14 protein-coding genes are annotated in these 15,998 nt (G+C 70.5%); all 14 read right to left on the reverse strand.

Going from position 1 to position 15,998, the window contains the following annotated elements; all coding sequences use genetic code 11:
* On the reverse strand, positions 1–1,057 hold a 1,057-nt coding region (locus K9U15_RS14120), incomplete at its 3' end, for an AAA family ATPase (protein ID WP_301156438.1).
* 3 nt (positions 1,058–1,060) lie between these two features.
* A complete protein-coding gene (gene rnc, locus K9U15_RS14125) occupies positions 1,061–1,906 on the reverse strand; it encodes a ribonuclease III (protein ID WP_015538874.1) in 846 nt (281 codons plus the stop codon).
* Between the two features lie 151 nt (positions 1,907–2,057).
* On the reverse strand, positions 2,058–3,053 hold the full coding sequence (plsX, locus tag K9U15_RS14130) for a phosphate acyltransferase PlsX (protein WP_123674136.1): 996 nt from the start codon (positions 3,051–3,053) through the stop codon (positions 2,058–2,060).
* Between the two features lie 188 nt (positions 3,054–3,241).
* A complete protein-coding gene (rpmF, locus tag K9U15_RS14135; RefSeq protein ID WP_041238879.1) occupies positions 3,242–3,421 on the reverse strand; it encodes a 50S ribosomal protein L32 in 180 nt (59 codons plus the stop codon).
* Between the two features lie 174 nt (positions 3,422–3,595).
* Positions 3,596–5,455, reverse strand: coding sequence for an ABC transporter ATP-binding protein (locus tag K9U15_RS14140; protein WP_301156440.1), 1,860 nt, complete (start codon positions 5,453–5,455; stop codon positions 3,596–3,598).
* A 17-nt stretch (positions 5,456–5,472) separates the two neighbouring features.
* Positions 5,473–6,753 carry a chloride channel protein gene (locus tag K9U15_RS14145; RefSeq protein WP_123674134.1) on the reverse strand — a complete coding sequence of 427 codons (1,281 nt, stop codon included), beginning with the start codon at positions 6,751–6,753 and terminating at the stop codon, positions 5,473–5,475.
* A gap of 3 nt (positions 6,754–6,756) precedes the next feature.
* Positions 6,757–8,040 (reverse strand): chloride channel protein, encoded by a 1,284-nt coding sequence (locus K9U15_RS14150; RefSeq protein ID WP_227115449.1) that lies wholly within the window; start codon positions 8,038–8,040, stop codon positions 6,757–6,759.
* A 188-nt stretch (positions 8,041–8,228) separates the two neighbouring features.
* Positions 8,229–8,918, reverse strand: a complete 690-nt coding sequence (locus K9U15_RS14155; protein ID WP_123674132.1) for a hypothetical protein — start codon at positions 8,916–8,918, stop codon at positions 8,229–8,231.
* Between the two features lie 4 nt (positions 8,919–8,922).
* Positions 8,923–9,780 (reverse strand): ABC transporter ATP-binding protein, encoded by an 858-nt coding sequence (locus tag K9U15_RS14160; RefSeq protein ID WP_123674131.1) that lies wholly within the window; start codon positions 9,778–9,780, stop codon positions 8,923–8,925.
* Complete coding sequence (locus tag K9U15_RS14165; RefSeq protein ID WP_123674130.1) at positions 9,773–10,144, reverse strand: GntR family transcriptional regulator; 372 nt, start codon at positions 10,142–10,144, stop codon at positions 9,773–9,775. The genes K9U15_RS14160 and K9U15_RS14165 overlap by 8 nt, the downstream gene beginning before the upstream one ends.
* 189 nt (positions 10,145–10,333) lie before the next feature.
* A complete protein-coding gene (locus tag K9U15_RS14170; RefSeq protein ID WP_096228412.1) occupies positions 10,334–11,938 on the reverse strand; it encodes an NAD(P)/FAD-dependent oxidoreductase in 1,605 nt (534 codons plus the stop codon).
* 4 nt (positions 11,939–11,942) lie between these two features.
* Positions 11,943–12,521, reverse strand: coding sequence for a TetR/AcrR family transcriptional regulator (locus K9U15_RS14175; protein WP_096228411.1), 579 nt, complete (start codon positions 12,519–12,521; stop codon positions 11,943–11,945).
* A gap of 402 nt (positions 12,522–12,923) precedes the next feature.
* The gene (locus K9U15_RS14180) at positions 12,924–14,978 is read right to left on the reverse strand and encodes an ATP-binding domain-containing protein (RefSeq protein WP_123674128.1); all 2,055 of its coding nucleotides are present in this window, start codon (positions 14,976–14,978) and stop codon (positions 12,924–12,926) included.
* Positions 14,975–15,910 (reverse strand): helix-turn-helix transcriptional regulator, encoded by a 936-nt coding sequence (locus K9U15_RS14185; protein ID WP_161959478.1) that lies wholly within the window; start codon positions 15,908–15,910, stop codon positions 14,975–14,977. Before K9U15_RS14185 ends, K9U15_RS14180 begins: the two co-directional genes overlap by 4 nt.
* Positions 15,911–15,998: the final 88 nt, after the last annotated feature.

Below are 15,998 nucleotides of genomic sequence, written 5' to 3' on the forward strand. Positions count from 1 at the left end.
GCTCGGCGCGCACCTCGCCCACCTGAGCCGCCGCCTGCGCGCGCTCGGCCTCGGCCGCGGCGCGGCGCGCCTTGCCCGCCTCCAGCGCCACGCGCAGCTCGGCCTCGCGGGCCTGCGCAGCGCGGCGCTTCTCATGCAACAGCAGCGTGGCGCCGTCGAAGCGCTCCACGGCCGACGACGCACGGCGATGGGTCTTGGCCAGCTCGCCCGCGTCGGCGCTCTCGCGGCGTATCCGCTCCTGCAGCTCTTCGGCGCGCGCCTCGGCCTCGGCGATGGCGGCCTTCTTCTGCGCCAGCTCCTCGTCCAAGGCCCGCTCGCGCTCCACAGCCTCGTCCCAGGCGCGCTGCAGCACGCGCAGGTCGTCCACGGCCAGCGCCAGCGTGAGCTCGGAGAGCTCGGCGGACAGCCCCTGGTAGGCCCGCGCGCGCTTCGCCTTGCGCTCGAGCGGCCCCAGCTGGCGCTCCACCTCGGCCGCCACGTCCTTCACGCGCGCGAGGTGCTGGTCCATGTGCTCCAGCTTCCGCTCGCTCTTGGCCTTGCGCTGCTTGTGCTTGAGCACGCCCGCGGCCTCCTCGATGAGCGCGCGGCGGTCCTCCGGCTTGGACTGCAGGATGGAGTCGAGCGAGCCCTGGCTGATGATGGAGTGCGTGCCCGTGCCGAGCCCCGTGTCGTGCAAGATGTCCAGCACGTCCATGCGGCGCGCCACCACCCCGTTTATCAGGTACTCGCTCTCGCCGGAGCGGTACATGCGGCGCGTGATGGCCACCTCGGCGAAATCCACGGGAAGCGTGCCGTCCGAGTTGTCCAGCACGAGGTCCACCTCGGCCAGCCCCGTGGCCTTGCGCGCCGACGAGCCCGCGAAGATGACGTCCTCCATGGCCTGGCCGCGCAGGTTCTTCGCATTGCGCTCGCCCAGCACCCACAGCACCGCGTCCGAGATGTTCGACTTGCCCGAGCCGTTCGGGCCCACCACGGCCGTGATACCCGGCTCGAGCGCGAGCGCGCTGCGGTCGGCGAACGACTTGAAACCCTTGAGGACGAGCGACTTCAGGTACACGGCCTACCCCTGCTTGCGCTGCTTGGCCTGGGCGCGCTCGCTCTTCTTGCGCGCCTTCTCCTCGGCGCGCGCCGCCGCCTTCTCGGCCTTGGCCAGCTTCGCGGCCTCGGCCTTCTCGGCACGCGTCTCCTCGTCCACGCCCAGCCCGAAGAACTCGCCGAGGCGCGCGAGCGTGCTCTTGGCAGCCTGGCTCTCGGCCTCCTTCTTCGTGCGGCCGGTGCCGCGGGCCAGGCCCTGCGTGCCGGCGAACACCTGCGCCACGAACGTGCGGTCGTGCGGCGGCCCCTGCGTCTCCACGAGCTTGTACGTGGGCGTTATGCCGTCCTCCTGCAGCTTCTCCTGCAGGGCGCTCTTGGGGTTCTCCGGCTCGCGCGCCATGTCCAGCGACATGCGCGGGATGAGCGTGCGCTCCACGAACTCCTGCGCGGCGCCGATGCCGCCGTCCAGGTAGAGCGCCGCCACCACGGCCTCGTACACGTTCTCCAGCGCGGAGTGCAGGCCGCGCTTGCCGGTGCCCGTCTCCGACGAGCCGAACACGATGACGTCCGCGAAGCCCAGGCGGTCGGCCACGTCCGACAGGCTCGCGCCCGACACGAGCGCCACCTTGATGCGCGTGAGCCCGCCCTCGTCCAGGTCGTGGAAGCGGTGAAACGCTATGGCCGCAACGATGGCGCCCAGGATGCTGTCGCCCAGGAACTCCAGGCGCTCGTAGGAGTACTTGACGGACTTGCCCTCGGTTGCCGAGGGGTGGGTGATGGCAGAGAGCAGGAGGTGCTCGCTATCGAAGCGGTAGTCGAGTATCTCTTGCGCTCTGGCGAGCTTCTGTTCTTGCTCTTCGGTCAATATCATGAAGGTTCGGCCCTCTGCTGGTCGCTTCTCTCGTGTGTTCCGGTCCGTCGGCGCCGCCCCGCGCCCCCGGCAGGACGGGGGGCCGGGCGCAAGGAAGGCCCCGGACGCGGACGCGCCGGGGCCACCTTGCCGTTCGGTTCATTGTAGCCGACTACGCGCCCTTCGCCACGGTCTGCGCGATTATTTCAGAAACCCCCGCGCGCACCACGCCGGCCGTGGTGAGCACGCCGTTCTTCACGGCGAAGGCATTCGACGAGCCGTGGCCCACCAGCAGCGCCCCCTTCACGCCCAGGAGCGGCGCACCGCCGTACGTGTCCGGGCTCACCTGCGCCATGAGCTCCTTCAGGCCGCCCTTGATGGCAAGAGCCCCCAGCTTCGTGACGGGGGTTTTCATCATAACGCCCTTGAGCGTCTTGAACAGCGTCTTGGACGTGCCCTCGATGGTCTTGAGGCACACGTTGCCCGTGAAGCCGTCCGTCACGATGACGTCGAACTTCGCGGGGAGGATGTCGCCGCCCTCGGCGTTGCCGGCGAAGTTCGGCAGCTGCTCCTTCAGCAGCGCGTAGGCCTCCTGGGCGAACTGGGAGCCCTTCGCCTCCTCCTCGCCGATGTTCAGCAGCGCCGCGCGCGGGTTCTCTATCCCCACGATACGCTCGGCGTAGATGGTGGCCATCTGGGCGAACTGCACGAGGTAGGCGGGCTTGCAGTCGGCGTTCGCGCCGATGTCGCACATGACCACCGGGCGCACGGGCGACGGGATGACCGTGGCCAGCGCCGGCCGCGACACGCCCTTGATGCGGCCCATGACGAGCGTCCCCGCCGCCAGGCAGGCGCCTGTGGAGCCGGCGGAGAAGAAGCCCTGCGCGGCGCCCTCCTTCACCAGGCGGCAGCCCACCACGACAGACGAGTCCTTCTTCTTGCGCACGGCCTCGGCCGGGTGCTCGCCCATGCCGACGACCTCGGTCGTCGCGCGCGCCTCGCAGCGCTCGTGCGCCGCCGCGAACGGCTCTACCACCTCGGCCGGGCCGCACAGCACCACGTGCAGGGCCCCGTCGGCCTCGAGCGCCTGCGCCACGCCGTCGAGCACGACGCCCGGGGCATCGTCGCCCCCCATGGCATCGACCGCTATCGTGACTTCCTCGGACATTGATTGCCTCCTCCTGCCGACGGCCTCCCGCGAGGCCGGCCTCCTGCGCGAACCGCGGCCCTGCCGGGCCCCGACCGCACGCGTCTTGCTCAACCAACCTGAAAAAGCCTCCCCATGCATCAGCGAGCGCTGACGTGCGGGGAGGCTTTTCAACGCGGCCGAAGAGCGCGCGCCAAAGCGCGGATGCGCTATTCCGTCTCGATAACCTCGCGGTTCTTGTAGAAGCCGCAGTTCGGGCACACGCGGTGCGGAAGCTTCACTTCGCCGCACTGCGGGCACACGGAACGGGCGGGCGCACCGATCTTATCGTTGCTGCTGCGACGGTTATGGGTGCGGATACGGCCCATCTTGCGCTTAGGTACTGCCATGATCTATGCTCCTTCTGTAAGCCGGGCGAACCCGTGCCGCCCGTCCTCGCTTAGTAAACATGCGAAACGGTATAGTACCAAAGGTTCATGCGCCGCGCAAGGCCCCATCTGCGCTTTTCTTCGACATGCCACACGTGCTCCACACGGCGGGGCCCCGAGGGCGCGAAGGGCCGCTCAGAGCCCTTCCGACGGGCGACCGAACTGCATCTCGTAATAGCGCGCGTACGTGCCGCCCAGCTCCAGCAGCTCGTCGTGGGTGCCCTGCTCCACCACGCGGCCGTCCTCAACCACCGCGATGAGGTCGGCGCCGCGTATGGTGGACAGCCGGTGCGCGATGACGAGCGTGGTGCGGCCCTCGGACAGCTCCTCGAGCGACGCCTGGATGGCCCGCTCGCTCTCGTTGTCGAGCGCGCTCGTGGCCTCGTCCAGGATGAGGATGCGCGGGTTGCGCAAGAACACGCGCGCGATGGCGATCCGCTGCTTCTGCCCGCCCGACAGCCGCGCCCCGCGCTCGCCCACGAACGTGTCGTAGCCCTCCGGCAGGCCCATGACGAACTCGTGGATGTTCGCGCGCCGCGCCGCCTCCACGATCTGGTCGTCCGAGGCATCGGGGCGCCCGTAGGCGATGTTCTCGCGCACGGTGCCGCCGAACAGGTACACGTCCTGCTGCACGATGCCGATGGCCTCGCGCAGCGTCTCCACCGTCACGTCGCGCACGTCGATGCCGTCGATCTCCACCGAGCCCGCGCCCGGGTCGTAGAACCGGGGCAGAAGCGAGCACGTGGTGGTCTTGCCGCCGCCCGACGGCCCCACGAGCGCCACGGTCGTACCGGCCGGTATGGCCAGGTCCAGACCGCGCAGCACCTCGTGCTCGCCGTCGTAGCCGAACCGCACGCCACGGTAGCGCACTTCTCCGGCCACGAACCCGTCCGCCCGCCCGCGCTCCACCTCGGCGGCCGCAAGCGGCAGGGCGCCGGGCCGGTTGCGCACGTCGGGCCTCACGGCCAGCACCTCCATGAAGCGTCGGAAGCCCGCGTAGCCCTTCTGGAACTGCTCGGTGAAGTTGATGAGCTGCTCGATAGGCGACAGGAAGATGCCGATGTACAGGGCGTAGATGGCGAGCTCGGCGGGCGCCAGGCCCCCCGTGGCCACGAAGTAGCCGCCGCCCACGATGGTCACGGTGTACAGAACGCCGGTGAACACCGAGTTCACCGCATGGAACGCGCCCATGAACCTATACGAGCTCTCCTTCGTGTCCACGAAGCGCTTGTTCGTGCCGCTGAACTTGCCGATCTCCACGCCCTCGTTGCCGAACGACTTCACCACGCGGATGCCGCCGAGCGAGTCCTGCAGCCGCGCGTTGATGTCGGCCATCTTCCTGCGGTTCTCCGTGAAGATGACGCGCTTCTTGTAGTTGCGCCAGAACGCGTAGGCCGCCATGACCGCCGTGGCCGCCAGCATGATGGCCGTGAGCGGCACGTTTATCATGAACAGCAGCACGAACGAGCCTGCGATCTTCAGAATGCAGATGAACAGGTTCTCCGGCCCGTGGTGCGCCAGCTCCGATATGTCGAACAGGTCGGTGAGCAGCTTGCTCATCATCTCGCCGGTGTTGTTGCGGTCGTAGTAGCTGAACGACAGGCGCTGGTACTGCCTGAACAGGTCCATGCGCATGTCGGCCTCCATGCGCGCGCCCATGATGTGGCCCCACGCCGTGATGAAGTACTGGCAGGCCGTGCGCAGGGCGTACAGCGCGGCGAACCCGAGCGCTATCCACCCGAGCGTGGAGAGGATGACCTCGGGCGGCTCCAGGAAGAACTGCCTCGTGAAGAAGTTCAGGAACTGCGGGAAGGCCAGATCGACCGCCGCGAGCACCGAGGCGCACACGAGGTCGAAGAAGAACAGGAACTTGTAGGGCTTGTAATAGGCGACGAAGCGCGCGAGCACCTGGCGCGCGAAAACGCGCGGCTCGTCGGCGCCCGAAGGGGCCGCGGGATCGACCGCGGGGGCTGGGGGATTCTTCTTGGTGTCCATGGCTGCCATTGTAGCGCTTACCGTCCTCTCCCGCGTCGTCGATCCTCTCGTTGCCCGCGGGCAGCGCGCGAGCGCGTCCGCCACGCCGTGATCCCGCGGCCGAACATGCCCACGTCCACGCTGCCCAGATAAGCGGGCAGCACGGCGAGCGCGGCCCACGGCGCGGCGGCCCACCCGAACGCCTCGCCGGCCAGGAGCACCGCGGCGAGCGGGCAGCGTGCGGCGGCCGCGAGGAAGGCCGCGGCCCCCATGGCCGCTGCGAACGGCGGCGCGGCGCCGATGAGCCCCGCGCACGAGGCCCCCAAAAGCGCGCCCACGGAAAGCGCGGGCATCACCTCGCCGCCCTTGAAGCCGAAGCCGAGCGTGACCACGGTGAGCAGCGCCTTCGCGGCGAAGTCGAAGGGGCCGGCGTCCCCGGCGAAGGCGTCGGCGAGAAGCGCGAGGCCCGACCCCTCGAAGCGCTGCCAGCCGAAGGCGAGCACGAGCGCGCAGATGAGCGCGCCTCCCGCAGCCGCCACGAGGGCCGGATGGGCGCGGGCCCGGCCGAAGGCCCGCCTGAGCGCGCGCAGCGACCAGCCGAACACGGTGCCGGCCGCAGCGCTCGCGAGGCCCACCAGCAAGCAGAGCGCGCCCGCGCGCCACGACGCGTCCGGGGGAGCCGCCGCAGGGAGCGCGTAACCGCCGGCGAGCGGCAGCGAAACGATCCAAGCGGCGAGGGAGGCCGTGAGCACGGCGGGCAGATGGCGCGCGACGGCGCCGTCGAACCGGACGAGCTCGAGCGCGAACGCGGCGCCCGCAAGCGGCGCGCCGAACAGGGCCGAGAACGCCGCCGCCATCCCGCAGGCCGCCGTCCAGCCGCGGCGGGGCGCCCGCGCGCCGGGCGCCGCCAGGGGCTCGACCCGCGCGAGCCTGCCGAGCGCCGACGCCGCCGAGGACGACATGGCGAGCGAGGTTGCCGTCGCTCCCGCCGACCCCCCGCCCGCCACCGTGAAGAGCGTGCCGGCGAGCGCCGCGGGCGCCAGGGCGAGCGGCACGCGGCCATCGTCGCGCACGTCCTCCACCACCGATCCGGGCTGCGCGCCGAGCGGCAGGCCGAGCAGCTTGAAGAGCCCGATGGAGGCCGCCCCTAGAAGCGGCAGCGCGAACAGCAGCCAGGGGAAGCGCGCGGGGAGCGCCGAGGCCGCGTCGAGCGCGAGGGTGGCGAGCGACGCGGCGAGCGCCCCGGCCGTTCCGGCCGCGAGCGCGAACGCGGCGTGGCGAGCCAGCTGGCCGGGAAGGCGGCCCGTCGCGCGCCCCATGCCTCAGCGCCCTTCCCGGCGCCGCGCGAGATCGCGGGCCCGTGCGCGCAGGCGCGCGAGCTCGCTCGCCGTGCCGTGCCCGAACACGCCCACGTCGCGGCTGCCCGCGTAGGCCACCGCCACCGCAAGCGCCACGTACGGCGCGGCGGCCAGGCCGAATATCTCCGCGCCCATGAGGAGTGCCGCCAAGGGGCAGCGGCTCGCGGCCCCGAAGAACGCCGCAAGCCCGAGCGCGGCCGAGAACGGCGCCGCCGCCCCCGTGAGGCCGCCGAGCGCGCAGCCCAAAAGCGCGCCCACCGTGAACATGGGCATGATCTCGCCGCCCTTGAGCCCGAAGCCGAGCGCGAGCACCGTGAGGCCCGCCTTGACGGCGAAATCGGCGCCGCCCGCATGCCCCGCGAGCGCGCCGCGCAGAAGCGGCATGCCCGTGCCCTCGAAGCCCTGCCACCCGAACGCGAGCACGATGCCCGCGAACAGGAGGCCGCCCGCGACGGCGGCCACCAGCGGCCGGCCCACCCGCCGGCGCACGACGCGGCGCGCGAGGCGCAGCCCCGTGCCGAACACGGTGCCCGCCGCCCCGCACGCCAGGCCCACGAGCACGCACTGCGCGACGAGCGGCCACGAGAAGGCGGGCACGGCGACGCGCGGGATCACGTCGCCGATGCCTGTCATGCGCGCGATTCCGAACGCCGCGAACGACGCGAGCAGCAGCGTGGGCACGTGGCGCGCGACCGCCCGGTCGAAGCGGGCGAGCTCGAGCACGAACATCGTCGAGCCGAGCGGCGCGAAGAAGAGCGCCCCGAAGCACGCCGCCATGCCGGTGGCCGCCGCGTAGCCCTGGGGGATGGCCGGCGCGCCCCGGCGCACGGGGGCCAGCTTGAAGGGGCGGCCGACGAGCGCGCCGAGCGACGCCCCCATCTGCAGCGCCGCGGCCTCCTTGCCCACCGACCCGCCGCCGAGCACGGTGAGGAACGTGCCCGCGAGGATGCCCGGCGCGAGGGCGGGCGGCACGCGGTCGTTGCGGCGCAGGCGGTCCACCAGCGTGTCGGTGGCCAGGTGCGCGGGCAGCTTCAGCACGCGATAGAGCAGGACCGACGCCGCGCCGAGCGCCGGCAGCGCGAGGAGCAGCCACGGGAAGCGCCCGGAGAGCCGCGCCGCGAGGTCGACGGCGAGCGAGAGCGCGATGGAGGCCGCCGCGCCGGCCCCGCCGGCCGCGAGCGCGAACAGGAAGTGGCGCACGACCTGGGAGGGATCCACGCCGCCGCCCTCCGCTTCGCGCTTCGCCATGTCCGCCTCCCCGCCTCGTCGCCTTGCCTATCCCGCATATGGTAGGCGACGATGGGCGCGGGGCGCGGCGCGGGGCGACGGCGTCAGCAACCCGCCACCCCCCGTGCACCGCCCGGTTGCCGGCAACGGGGGCGAAGGCCGTCAGCGTGCGCCGGAGGGGAAGGCCCCTCTGGCGCAACGCCTCACGCTCAGCGCACCTCGATGCGGCGGACGGCCGCCCAGGCGACGAGGACGCCAAGGGCCGCGACGGCGGCGAACGTGATGAACGGGTTCGCCGGGCTCGCCCCTTCGCCGAAGCCGAACAGCCACGACATGGTCCCGGCAAACGCCCAGGCCGCGCCTTCGACGTTGGTCAGAATCGTGAGCCCCGCCAAGACCGCCGCAGCACACGCCAGCACGACGCGCCGCGTGCCGAAGCGCATCTGCAGCGCGGCGAACGCGAGCCCCGCGCCCGAGGCCGCGGCGCACCCCAGGAACATGAACAGGAAGTCGAGCGCGGGGCCGTTGCCGAGCCCGTACGACATCAAGTACAGCGACTGCATCTGCGGCCAGAACGACACGAGGATCGCGCACGCAGCTTCGACGAGGGCGAGGAACAGGCAGGCCGCCCCCAGAGACGCCGCCGTGCTCGCGATGACCTGGGGACGCGTGAGCCCCATCTGCATGAGAAACCGAACATCGCCCTGAAACGTGGAGAGGGCGAGCAGGGGCATGAGGAAGTAGGGCAGGAAACCCAGGTTCGGCATCGACAGATAAGCGCCCTTCATGAGGCCGAACAGGGCCACGGCGGCGATGATAGCGCCGATGATCAGGCAGAACGCCGCCGCGCTCTGGACGAGCTCGACAGCTTGGTAGCGGGTGGCCGCCTTGAGCTTCATGAGGTCACTCCCCCTTCTCGGTCAGTTTCACGAACAGCTTCTGCAGGTTCACCGGCGCCGCGTCCAGACGGTCGGTCAGCCGCGCGGCGTCCGGCGCGCCCAGCAGGTACGCCACCGCCACGCCGCCGATCTCGTCGATCCCCAGCACCTCGAGGCCCTCGCAGTACGCCCGCACGTCCGCCGCGCGGCCCGACACGCTGTAGCCGCTCGCGCGCAGCTCGTCGGCCGAGGCCTGCATCAGCACACGGCCCTCGTCGATGATGGTCACCCGCTCCACGAAGGTCGCCACCTCCTCGATGAGGTGCGTGGCGATGACCACCGTGCGCTGCCGCTCCAGGTAGTCCTCCATCAGCAGCCGGTAGAACAGATCACGGTGCGCGGCGTCCAGGCCCAGCACCGGCTCGTCGAGCAGCAGGTAGTCCACGTCAAGCGAGAGCGCCATGACCAGCTGAGAGATGGAACGGTAGCCGGTGGAGAGCTTGCCCACCTTCGCCTTCACGTCCAAATCGAACGCCTTCGCAAGCCGGACAGCGCGCTTCGCGTCGAATCCCGCATGGAAGCGGCCCATCTGCGCGACGAGGTCGTCCACGTACATGGCCTCGGGGATCATCCGCACATCGCCCGTGCAGAACACCTTCGAGAGCGCGCGGGAATTGTCTGTGACCGGTTCACCATCCACCAGGATGTGGCCGGCCGTGGGCACGAGGCGGTTGGACGCGATGCCCAGAAGCGTCGTCTTGCCCGCGCCGTTGCGGCCCAGAAGCGCGTGGATCTTGCCGTAATCCAAGGACAGCGACACGTCGTCGAGCGCCGTCGTCTTGCCGAACCGCTTCGTCAGATGCTCGGCTCGCAGCTCACGCATGGTCGTATCCTTTCTCGATGAGGTCGATGACCTGCTGCTTCGTAAGGCCCAGCTTCTTCGCCTCGGCCACGAGCGCAGCCACGAAGCGCTCGTCGAAGGCGCCTTGTCGCTTGGCGCGCACCTTCTCGGCCGCCCCGTCCTGCACGTACATGCCCATTCCCCTCCTCTTGTAGATGATGCCGTCGTCCACGAGGATGTTCATGCCCTTGAGGACGGTGTGCGGGTTGATGCCGAGCAGCGCCGAGAGCTCGTTGGTCGAGGGTACGCGGTCGCCCTCGGCGTAGGCGCCCGTGAAGACGTCGTCCTCTATCTGCTCGGCGACCTGGATGAACAAGGGCACGTCGCGCCCCGGATCGATGATCACGATGCCTCCCGCCTCCTTCAGTCGCCTTGCTTGTCGATTAGTTACTTAAGTAACTAACTAGCAGTCTAAGGCCGCGGCATGCGTATGTCAAGATGAAAAAACGCGCCGGGTCCTTGACCCGGCGCGCCGCAAATTGAAGCGAACGGATGTTTCATGTGAAACATCCGGGGGCCGCCGCGGGGCGACCTGTCAGAGCGCCCCTTGGAACACCGTGCCGGTGTCGCGGCAGAGGTGCTGGACGGCGGTGCGGGCGGTGTCGACCGCGGTGGGCAGGCCGCCGGGGGCGACGAGGCGCTGGCCGGCGAAGTACACGTCCGCGATGCCCTCGGGCTTCGCCGGGTAGCTCCGCGCCTTCTCGCCGGGGAGCATGTTCGACATCCACGAGCCCTTGTACGAGCGCAGGTAGCGCTCGTAGGTCAGCGGCGTGGCCACGTCCCATACCTCCACCTTGCCCTCCACCTGCGGGCACTTCTTCGACACCGCGGCGATCACTGCCTCGGCGAGCTTGCGCTTCTCCTGCGCGTAGGTGCCGTCGGCCTTGCGCGCGGCCCACCAGTCGTACGTGTCGCCGTTCATGAACAGCGTCATGGCCGTGCAGCCCTCGGGCGCGTAGCCCTCGTAGGCGGCGTAGTTGTTGAAGGAAAGCGCGTCGTGTCGCTGCCCTCCGCAGAAAACGGGCTCGTCGAGGGGGAACCCGACGCATTCCGGCACGTCCGAGAGGTCGCTTCGGATGCCGAGGCTGACGAACGTGTCGAGGATCGGATGCACGTGCTCCCGCAAATGCTCCGCCCAAGGCTCGACGATCGGCGGGTCGAAGAGCTCGTCGACGGCCATGCGCAGATCCTGCGTCACGATGACGGCATCGAACGCCCGCTCTTCGCCGTCCACGACCACGCCCACCGCTCGCCCGTCCCGCACGGCAACCTGCTCGACGAGGCTCCGGTACTCGATCCGACCTCCCAGCCGCTCCAACGTCTCAGCGACGCGCCGGGCCATGGCGAGCGAGCCGCCGAGCGGGTACCCGCCGTCGCCCGCAGCGAGCGTCGCGAGCGTGAACGCGAGTCCCATCGCGCTCATGTCCTCGCCGACCATGCTCGCGAACAGGGTGCGCAGCAGCGGGTTGGAGAAGCGATCCGCGAACGCACGGGCGGTCTGGTTCGCGTAGGCGGGCATGCGCGTCATCGCCGGCAGCATGGCAAGCATCTCCCCCATGCCCGCCTTGCGCGGCACGGCCGCCTTCACGCCCTTGAGGTCGAAGACGGGCATGCTCACCTTCATGAACGCGCGCACGTCCTTGACGAGGCGCCGTATCTGGCGCGCGTCTTCGGGCGCGACGTCGAGCAGGTGCTCCTCGAGGCGGTCGACGTCGCGGTACAGGTAGACGGTCCTCCCCTCGAACTCGTAGGCGAGGAAGGGGTCGCGCACGTATATCGGCACGTCCGCATCGAGCGCGCCGATCTCGTTCCACACCGCGTTGAGCGCCGTCTTCGGCGACGATCCCGTGAGCCAATGCATGCCGCCCTCGAACAGGTACCCCTTGCGGCTCCAACTGGTCGATGCGCCGCCGGGGATGGCGTGCGACTCGAAGACGGTGACGTCGAAGCCGCTTTGGCGCGCGTACACCCCGGCCGCGAGCCCTGCGATGCCGGCGCCCACGACGGCGACGCGCTTCGACGAAGCTCCCGCCCCCGCCGCGCCCGTCGCGCGCGACGATCGCTCCTCCGATGTTTCACGTGAAACATCCGTTCTCTTGGCCGTGCCCCCGCCTGCGTGCTCGCTCTTCAGCTGATCCATTCCCCTACCTCTTCCTCACGATGTCGACGATCCATTCCGGTTCCGGGCACGGCATATCGGGATACACGGCCAGCTCCTCGGCGATGCCCTGGATGGCCGCCCAGAACGCGATGGAGAGCGCCGTCGGGTCGCCCGCGCGGACGGTGCCCTCGCGCTGGCCGCGACGCACCATCTCGGCCGTGGGCGTGTTCATGTCGAAGCCCGCGAGCAGCTCCTTCGCGCGCTCGGGGATGGCGTCGTCCATAAGCGCGTTGCCCATGAGCACGAACATGTCGGCCATGAAGGGGTCTTCGCGCAAAAAGGCCAGGATGCTCGCGGCGGCCCCTTCGAAGAACGCGATCGCGTCGCCCCCGGCACCGCCGTCCATCATCGCCATCGGCCCGCCCACGCCCAAGCCTATCAGCTCCTCGTAGAGCGCCTCCTTCGACTCGAAGTAGTGGAACATGAGCCCCGTGCTCATGCCCACCGCCTCGGCGATGTCGCCCACCTTCGTGCCCGCGTAGCCCTTGCGCACGAACAGGCGCAGCGCCGCCCGGAGTATCTCCTCGCGCCGCCGTTCCCGCTGCTCCTGCCTCGACACCATTTGTTGAACTTCCTTTCATTGAATTAGAATTCAATATTAGCACATGGAGAGCGAGCTCGAGGCGTGGGAACGCAAAATCGCTTCAGCCTCTTTCACATAGGATGTTCATGCGGTTTCCCAGAATGCCCGCAACACGCCCTCGCAGGCAGGGACCGCCCCACGACCGTGCCGCTCGATTCCCTTGCCTGCATCGTCATGGACGAATAGGGAACCTGCGGGAGCATAAGTTCCACAGGGGAAGCGTCCGCAACGCACGAGCCGGCGATATGCGGAACGTTTTGCTGCGCGAACGACTTCGGGCACCGCTCCCGTTGCCAGGGCCTTCGTTCTCGTCCGCGAATCTCGGACGGCCCTCGCGCCTCGCGTCGCGCCCTCGTCGCTGCCCCAGGACGGCGGACGCCCCTACTCCGCCAGGAACCTGCTCGGCCTTCCCCGGTGCAGGACGGTCAGCCGATGAAGGGCACGCGTGACCGCGACGTAGAGGAGGGAGCGTCCGAGCTCGCCGGAGAAGAAGCGCTCGTCGGCGTCGAGCACGACCACCTCGTCGAACTCGAGGCCCTTCGCCATCTTGACGGACGCCACCGACACGCCTTCCTCGAAGGTCTCCGTGCGCTCGGTCAGCAGGTGGACGTCCACGTCGCGGGAGAGCAGCTCGGCGTAGCGCGCGGCCAGCTCGTCGGAAGCGTGCAGGATCCCGAGCGTCTTGCGCCCGCTCGCGCGGAAGGCTTGGGCGGCCTCGAGCGTCCGCGCGAGCACCTCGGCCGTGTCCGCGCAGTCGATGATACGCGGCACGTCGCCATGCCGCTCCACCGCCTCGAGGCCGGCGGCGGGCTTCACGCGGTTCGCGAGCGCCACGATCTCGCTCGTGGAACGGTAGCTGCGCGTGAGCCGCACGACGCGCGCGGCGCCATAGGCCCGGGCAACGTCCTCGAGCGCGGCAGAGCCGCACTCGTCCACCACCTGGCAGCAGTCGCCCAGCACGGTCTTGCCGCAACGGAACAGCCGCGCCACGAGCGCATGCTGCACCGGCGTCAGGTCCTGCATCTCGTCCACCACGAGGTGCTTGACGCCGTCGTAGGCCTCGAAGCCCGAGAACGTGCCCTTGAAGAGCGCGAGCGGCGCGGCGTCCTCCCACTCCACCGTGCGCTTCGGCCCGATCTTGAGCGCACCCTCCCAGCCCTGGTCGGCGAGGAACAGGCGGTAGAGCGAAAGCGCGTCCTTAGCGCGCAGCATGCCGGCCAGGCGCCGACGCGCTTCCCGCTTCGTCGGCACGGCGTGGCGGTCGCGCCCGACGCTCGTGGACTCCAGCTCGTAGACCACGCTCGCGGCCACGAGGTCGAGCCGCTCCTCCAAGGCGAGGCCCCCGTGCGCGCGGAACCGCGCATCGATCCACGCGGCTTCGACGACGCGTCGGCCGAACGTCAGGTCCTCGGCCGCGAACGCCGCCTCGGGAACCCGTTCGAGGAACGCGAGCACCGCGTCGGCGAACGCGGCCGTCCCCTTCAAGCGGGCGCGCTCGCGCCATGCCTCGTCCGCCGCGTCCACGCTCGAGCGCGCGGGCGCGACGCGCACGGAGCCGTTGAGCGCCCGCTCCACGACGCCGCGCAGGTCGAATGCCTCGATGGGCTCCTCGCCGAGCTCTGGCAGCACGCCGGCGATGTAGTCGGCGAACACGCGGTTCGGCGAGAGGAGGGCCACCTGGCGCGACGAAAGCTCGCCACGGCGCCGGTACAGCAGGTACGCCACGCGGTGCAGCGCGATGGAGGTCTTGCCCGAGCCTGCCGCGCCCTGGATGACCAGCGTGCCCGGCTCCTCGTCGCGTATGATGCGGTTCTGCTCGGCTTGGATGGACGCCACGATGGCGCGCATCTTCCGGTCGGAGGCGCGCCCCAGCTCGCGCGCCAGCACCTCGTCGCGCACGCTCGAGGCGCTGTCCGCCGCGTACACGAGCTCGCCCCGCTCCACCCCCAGCTGGCGCTTGAGCGAAAGCAGGCCTTCCACGCGGCCCGAGGGCGCGTCGTAGGCCGCCGGGCCCGTCTCGTCGTGCTCGTAGAACAGGCCCGCCACCGGCGAGCGCCAGTCGGACACCACGGTGCGGCCTTCCGCTGCGAACGAGAAACGCCCTAGGTAGAACGTCTCCGGCCCCCCTTCCCCGCCGGCCGCGAAATCCACGCGCGCGAAGTACGGCGCATCGAGCATCTTGCGCAGCTGCGCGGCCGCCTCGTGCGAGCGTGCGGCACGCCGGTCGACCTCGGCCAGCGCCAGCTCGTTCTGGAAGGCCTCCGCAGGGTCGATCTCTCCGCGGTACGCCACCTGGTAGCGCTTGGCCTCGCGGTAGCCGTCCTCTATCCGCCCATGCAGGGCCTCGGCCTCACCGAGGGCTGCACGCACGAGACCGAGCGTCTCGGCAAGCCGCGCCTCCTCCTCCGCCCTGACGGCGTCGCGCCCTTCGCTCATAGGATATTCCTCCTCCCGTTCCCGCCTTCATCCTGCGGCTCCGCACGCAGCAGGAACCATTGCACGGGATAGCCGAGCTCGGTGCCCAGCTCCGCCTCCTCGAACCCGAGAGCCGCGAGGTCGCGCCGGTACCCCGTGTCGGCGCGGTCGCCCGCGCGGTACGTGGCGATGGCCAGGTCGCGCCCCGGCACCGCGGCCTGCACGGCCGCGACGAGCACGCGGGCCGGGCCTCCGCTCCGCCGCTGCCGCGGATGCACCGCCAGCACGTCGATGCGGGCCCGCCCGGGGTCGAAGGCCGCCGCGCCCGCGAGGGCCGCCGGTCCCGCGCCGCGGGCGACGAGCGCCTGCCCACGGGCCACGGCCTCGCGCAGCCAGGCCTCGTGCCGGCGCTCGTCAAGGCAGGGGAAGCCGTCCACGGCGAGCCGCATGAGATCCATCCAGGCCGGCACGTCGGCGGGCGTCGCGGCCCTGGCCTCCCAGGGGCCGGCCCCGTCGGCCCAGCCGCCCGCCTCGCCTGCCCGACCATCAGCCGCACCTGCCGCCGGGCCGCTCAGCCCGTCGGCAAGTGCGTCCAGCTTCAGCGGCAGCTGCAGGGGGTAGAACGCACCGCACGCCCTGAAGCGCGCAGGCGGCGACTTGTACAGCGCGGCGAACGCCGCCGAGAACGTCTGCTGACTGTCGTAGCCGGCGTCGCGGGCGATGTCGGCTACGGGCCGCTCCGTCTCCACGAGCGCGCGGGCGGCCTCGGTGAGCCGTCGGCGCGATGCGTACGCATGCACGGTCATGCCCGTCGCCTCGCCGAACAGGCGATGCAGATGGAACTTCGAGTAGCCGGCAGCGCGCGCAATGGCGTCCAGGTCGAGCCGCCCGCCCCGGTGCGCCTCGATACACGCCACCGCCCGCTCCACCGCGCGCAGGTGCTCCGGCTCCATGCCAGCCTCCCTTCCTCCCTTTCGGCCCGGATGCTCCATTGAACCAGAACGACGAGGCGCACGTCTCTACTTTTCTTGCTCTGTCGGG

The organism is Gordonibacter sp. RACS_AR68 (genome assembly GCF_030418485.1).
Classification (GTDB): Bacteria; Actinomycetota; Coriobacteriia; order Coriobacteriales; family Eggerthellaceae; genus Gordonibacter; species Gordonibacter urolithinfaciens.

Bases quoted from the DNA above. Each gene is read 5' to 3' on its own strand.
- plsX (WP_123674136.1), bottom strand. From the start codon at position 3,053: ATGTCCGAGGAAGTCACGATAGCGGTCGATGCCATGGGGGGCGACGAT.
- rnc (WP_015538874.1), bottom strand. From the start codon at position 1,906: ATGATATTGACCGAAGAGCAAGAACAGAAGCTCGCCAGAGCGCAAGAG.
- K9U15_RS14170 (WP_096228412.1), bottom strand. From the start codon at position 11,938: ATGGATCAGCTGAAGAGCGAGCACGCAGGCGGGGGCACGGCCAAGAGA.
- K9U15_RS14155 (WP_123674132.1), bottom strand. From the start codon at position 8,918: ATGAAGCTCAAGGCGGCCACCCGCTACCAAGCTGTCGAGCTCGTCCAG.
- K9U15_RS14140 (WP_301156440.1), bottom strand. From the start codon at position 5,455: ATGGACACCAAGAAGAATCCCCCAGCCCCCGCGGTCGATCCCGCGGCC.
- K9U15_RS14150 (WP_227115449.1), bottom strand. From the start codon at position 8,040: ATGGCGAAGCGCGAAGCGGAGGGCGGCGGCGTGGATCCCTCCCAGGTC.
- K9U15_RS14180 (WP_123674128.1), bottom strand. From the start codon at position 14,978: ATGAGCGAAGGGCGCGACGCCGTCAGGGCGGAGGAGGAGGCGCGGCTT.
- K9U15_RS14175 (WP_096228411.1), bottom strand. From the start codon at position 12,521: ATGGTGTCGAGGCAGGAGCAGCGGGAACGGCGGCGCGAGGAGATACTC.
- rpmF (WP_041238879.1), bottom strand. From the start codon at position 3,421: ATGGCAGTACCTAAGCGCAAGATGGGCCGTATCCGCACCCATAACCGT.
- K9U15_RS14185 (WP_161959478.1), bottom strand. From the start codon at position 15,910: ATGGAGCCGGAGCACCTGCGCGCGGTGGAGCGGGCGGTGGCGTGTATC.
- K9U15_RS14145 (WP_123674134.1), bottom strand. From the start codon at position 6,753: ATGGGGCGCGCGACGGGCCGCCTTCCCGGCCAGCTGGCTCGCCACGCC.
- K9U15_RS14160 (WP_123674131.1), bottom strand. From the start codon at position 9,780: ATGCGTGAGCTGCGAGCCGAGCATCTGACGAAGCGGTTCGGCAAGACG.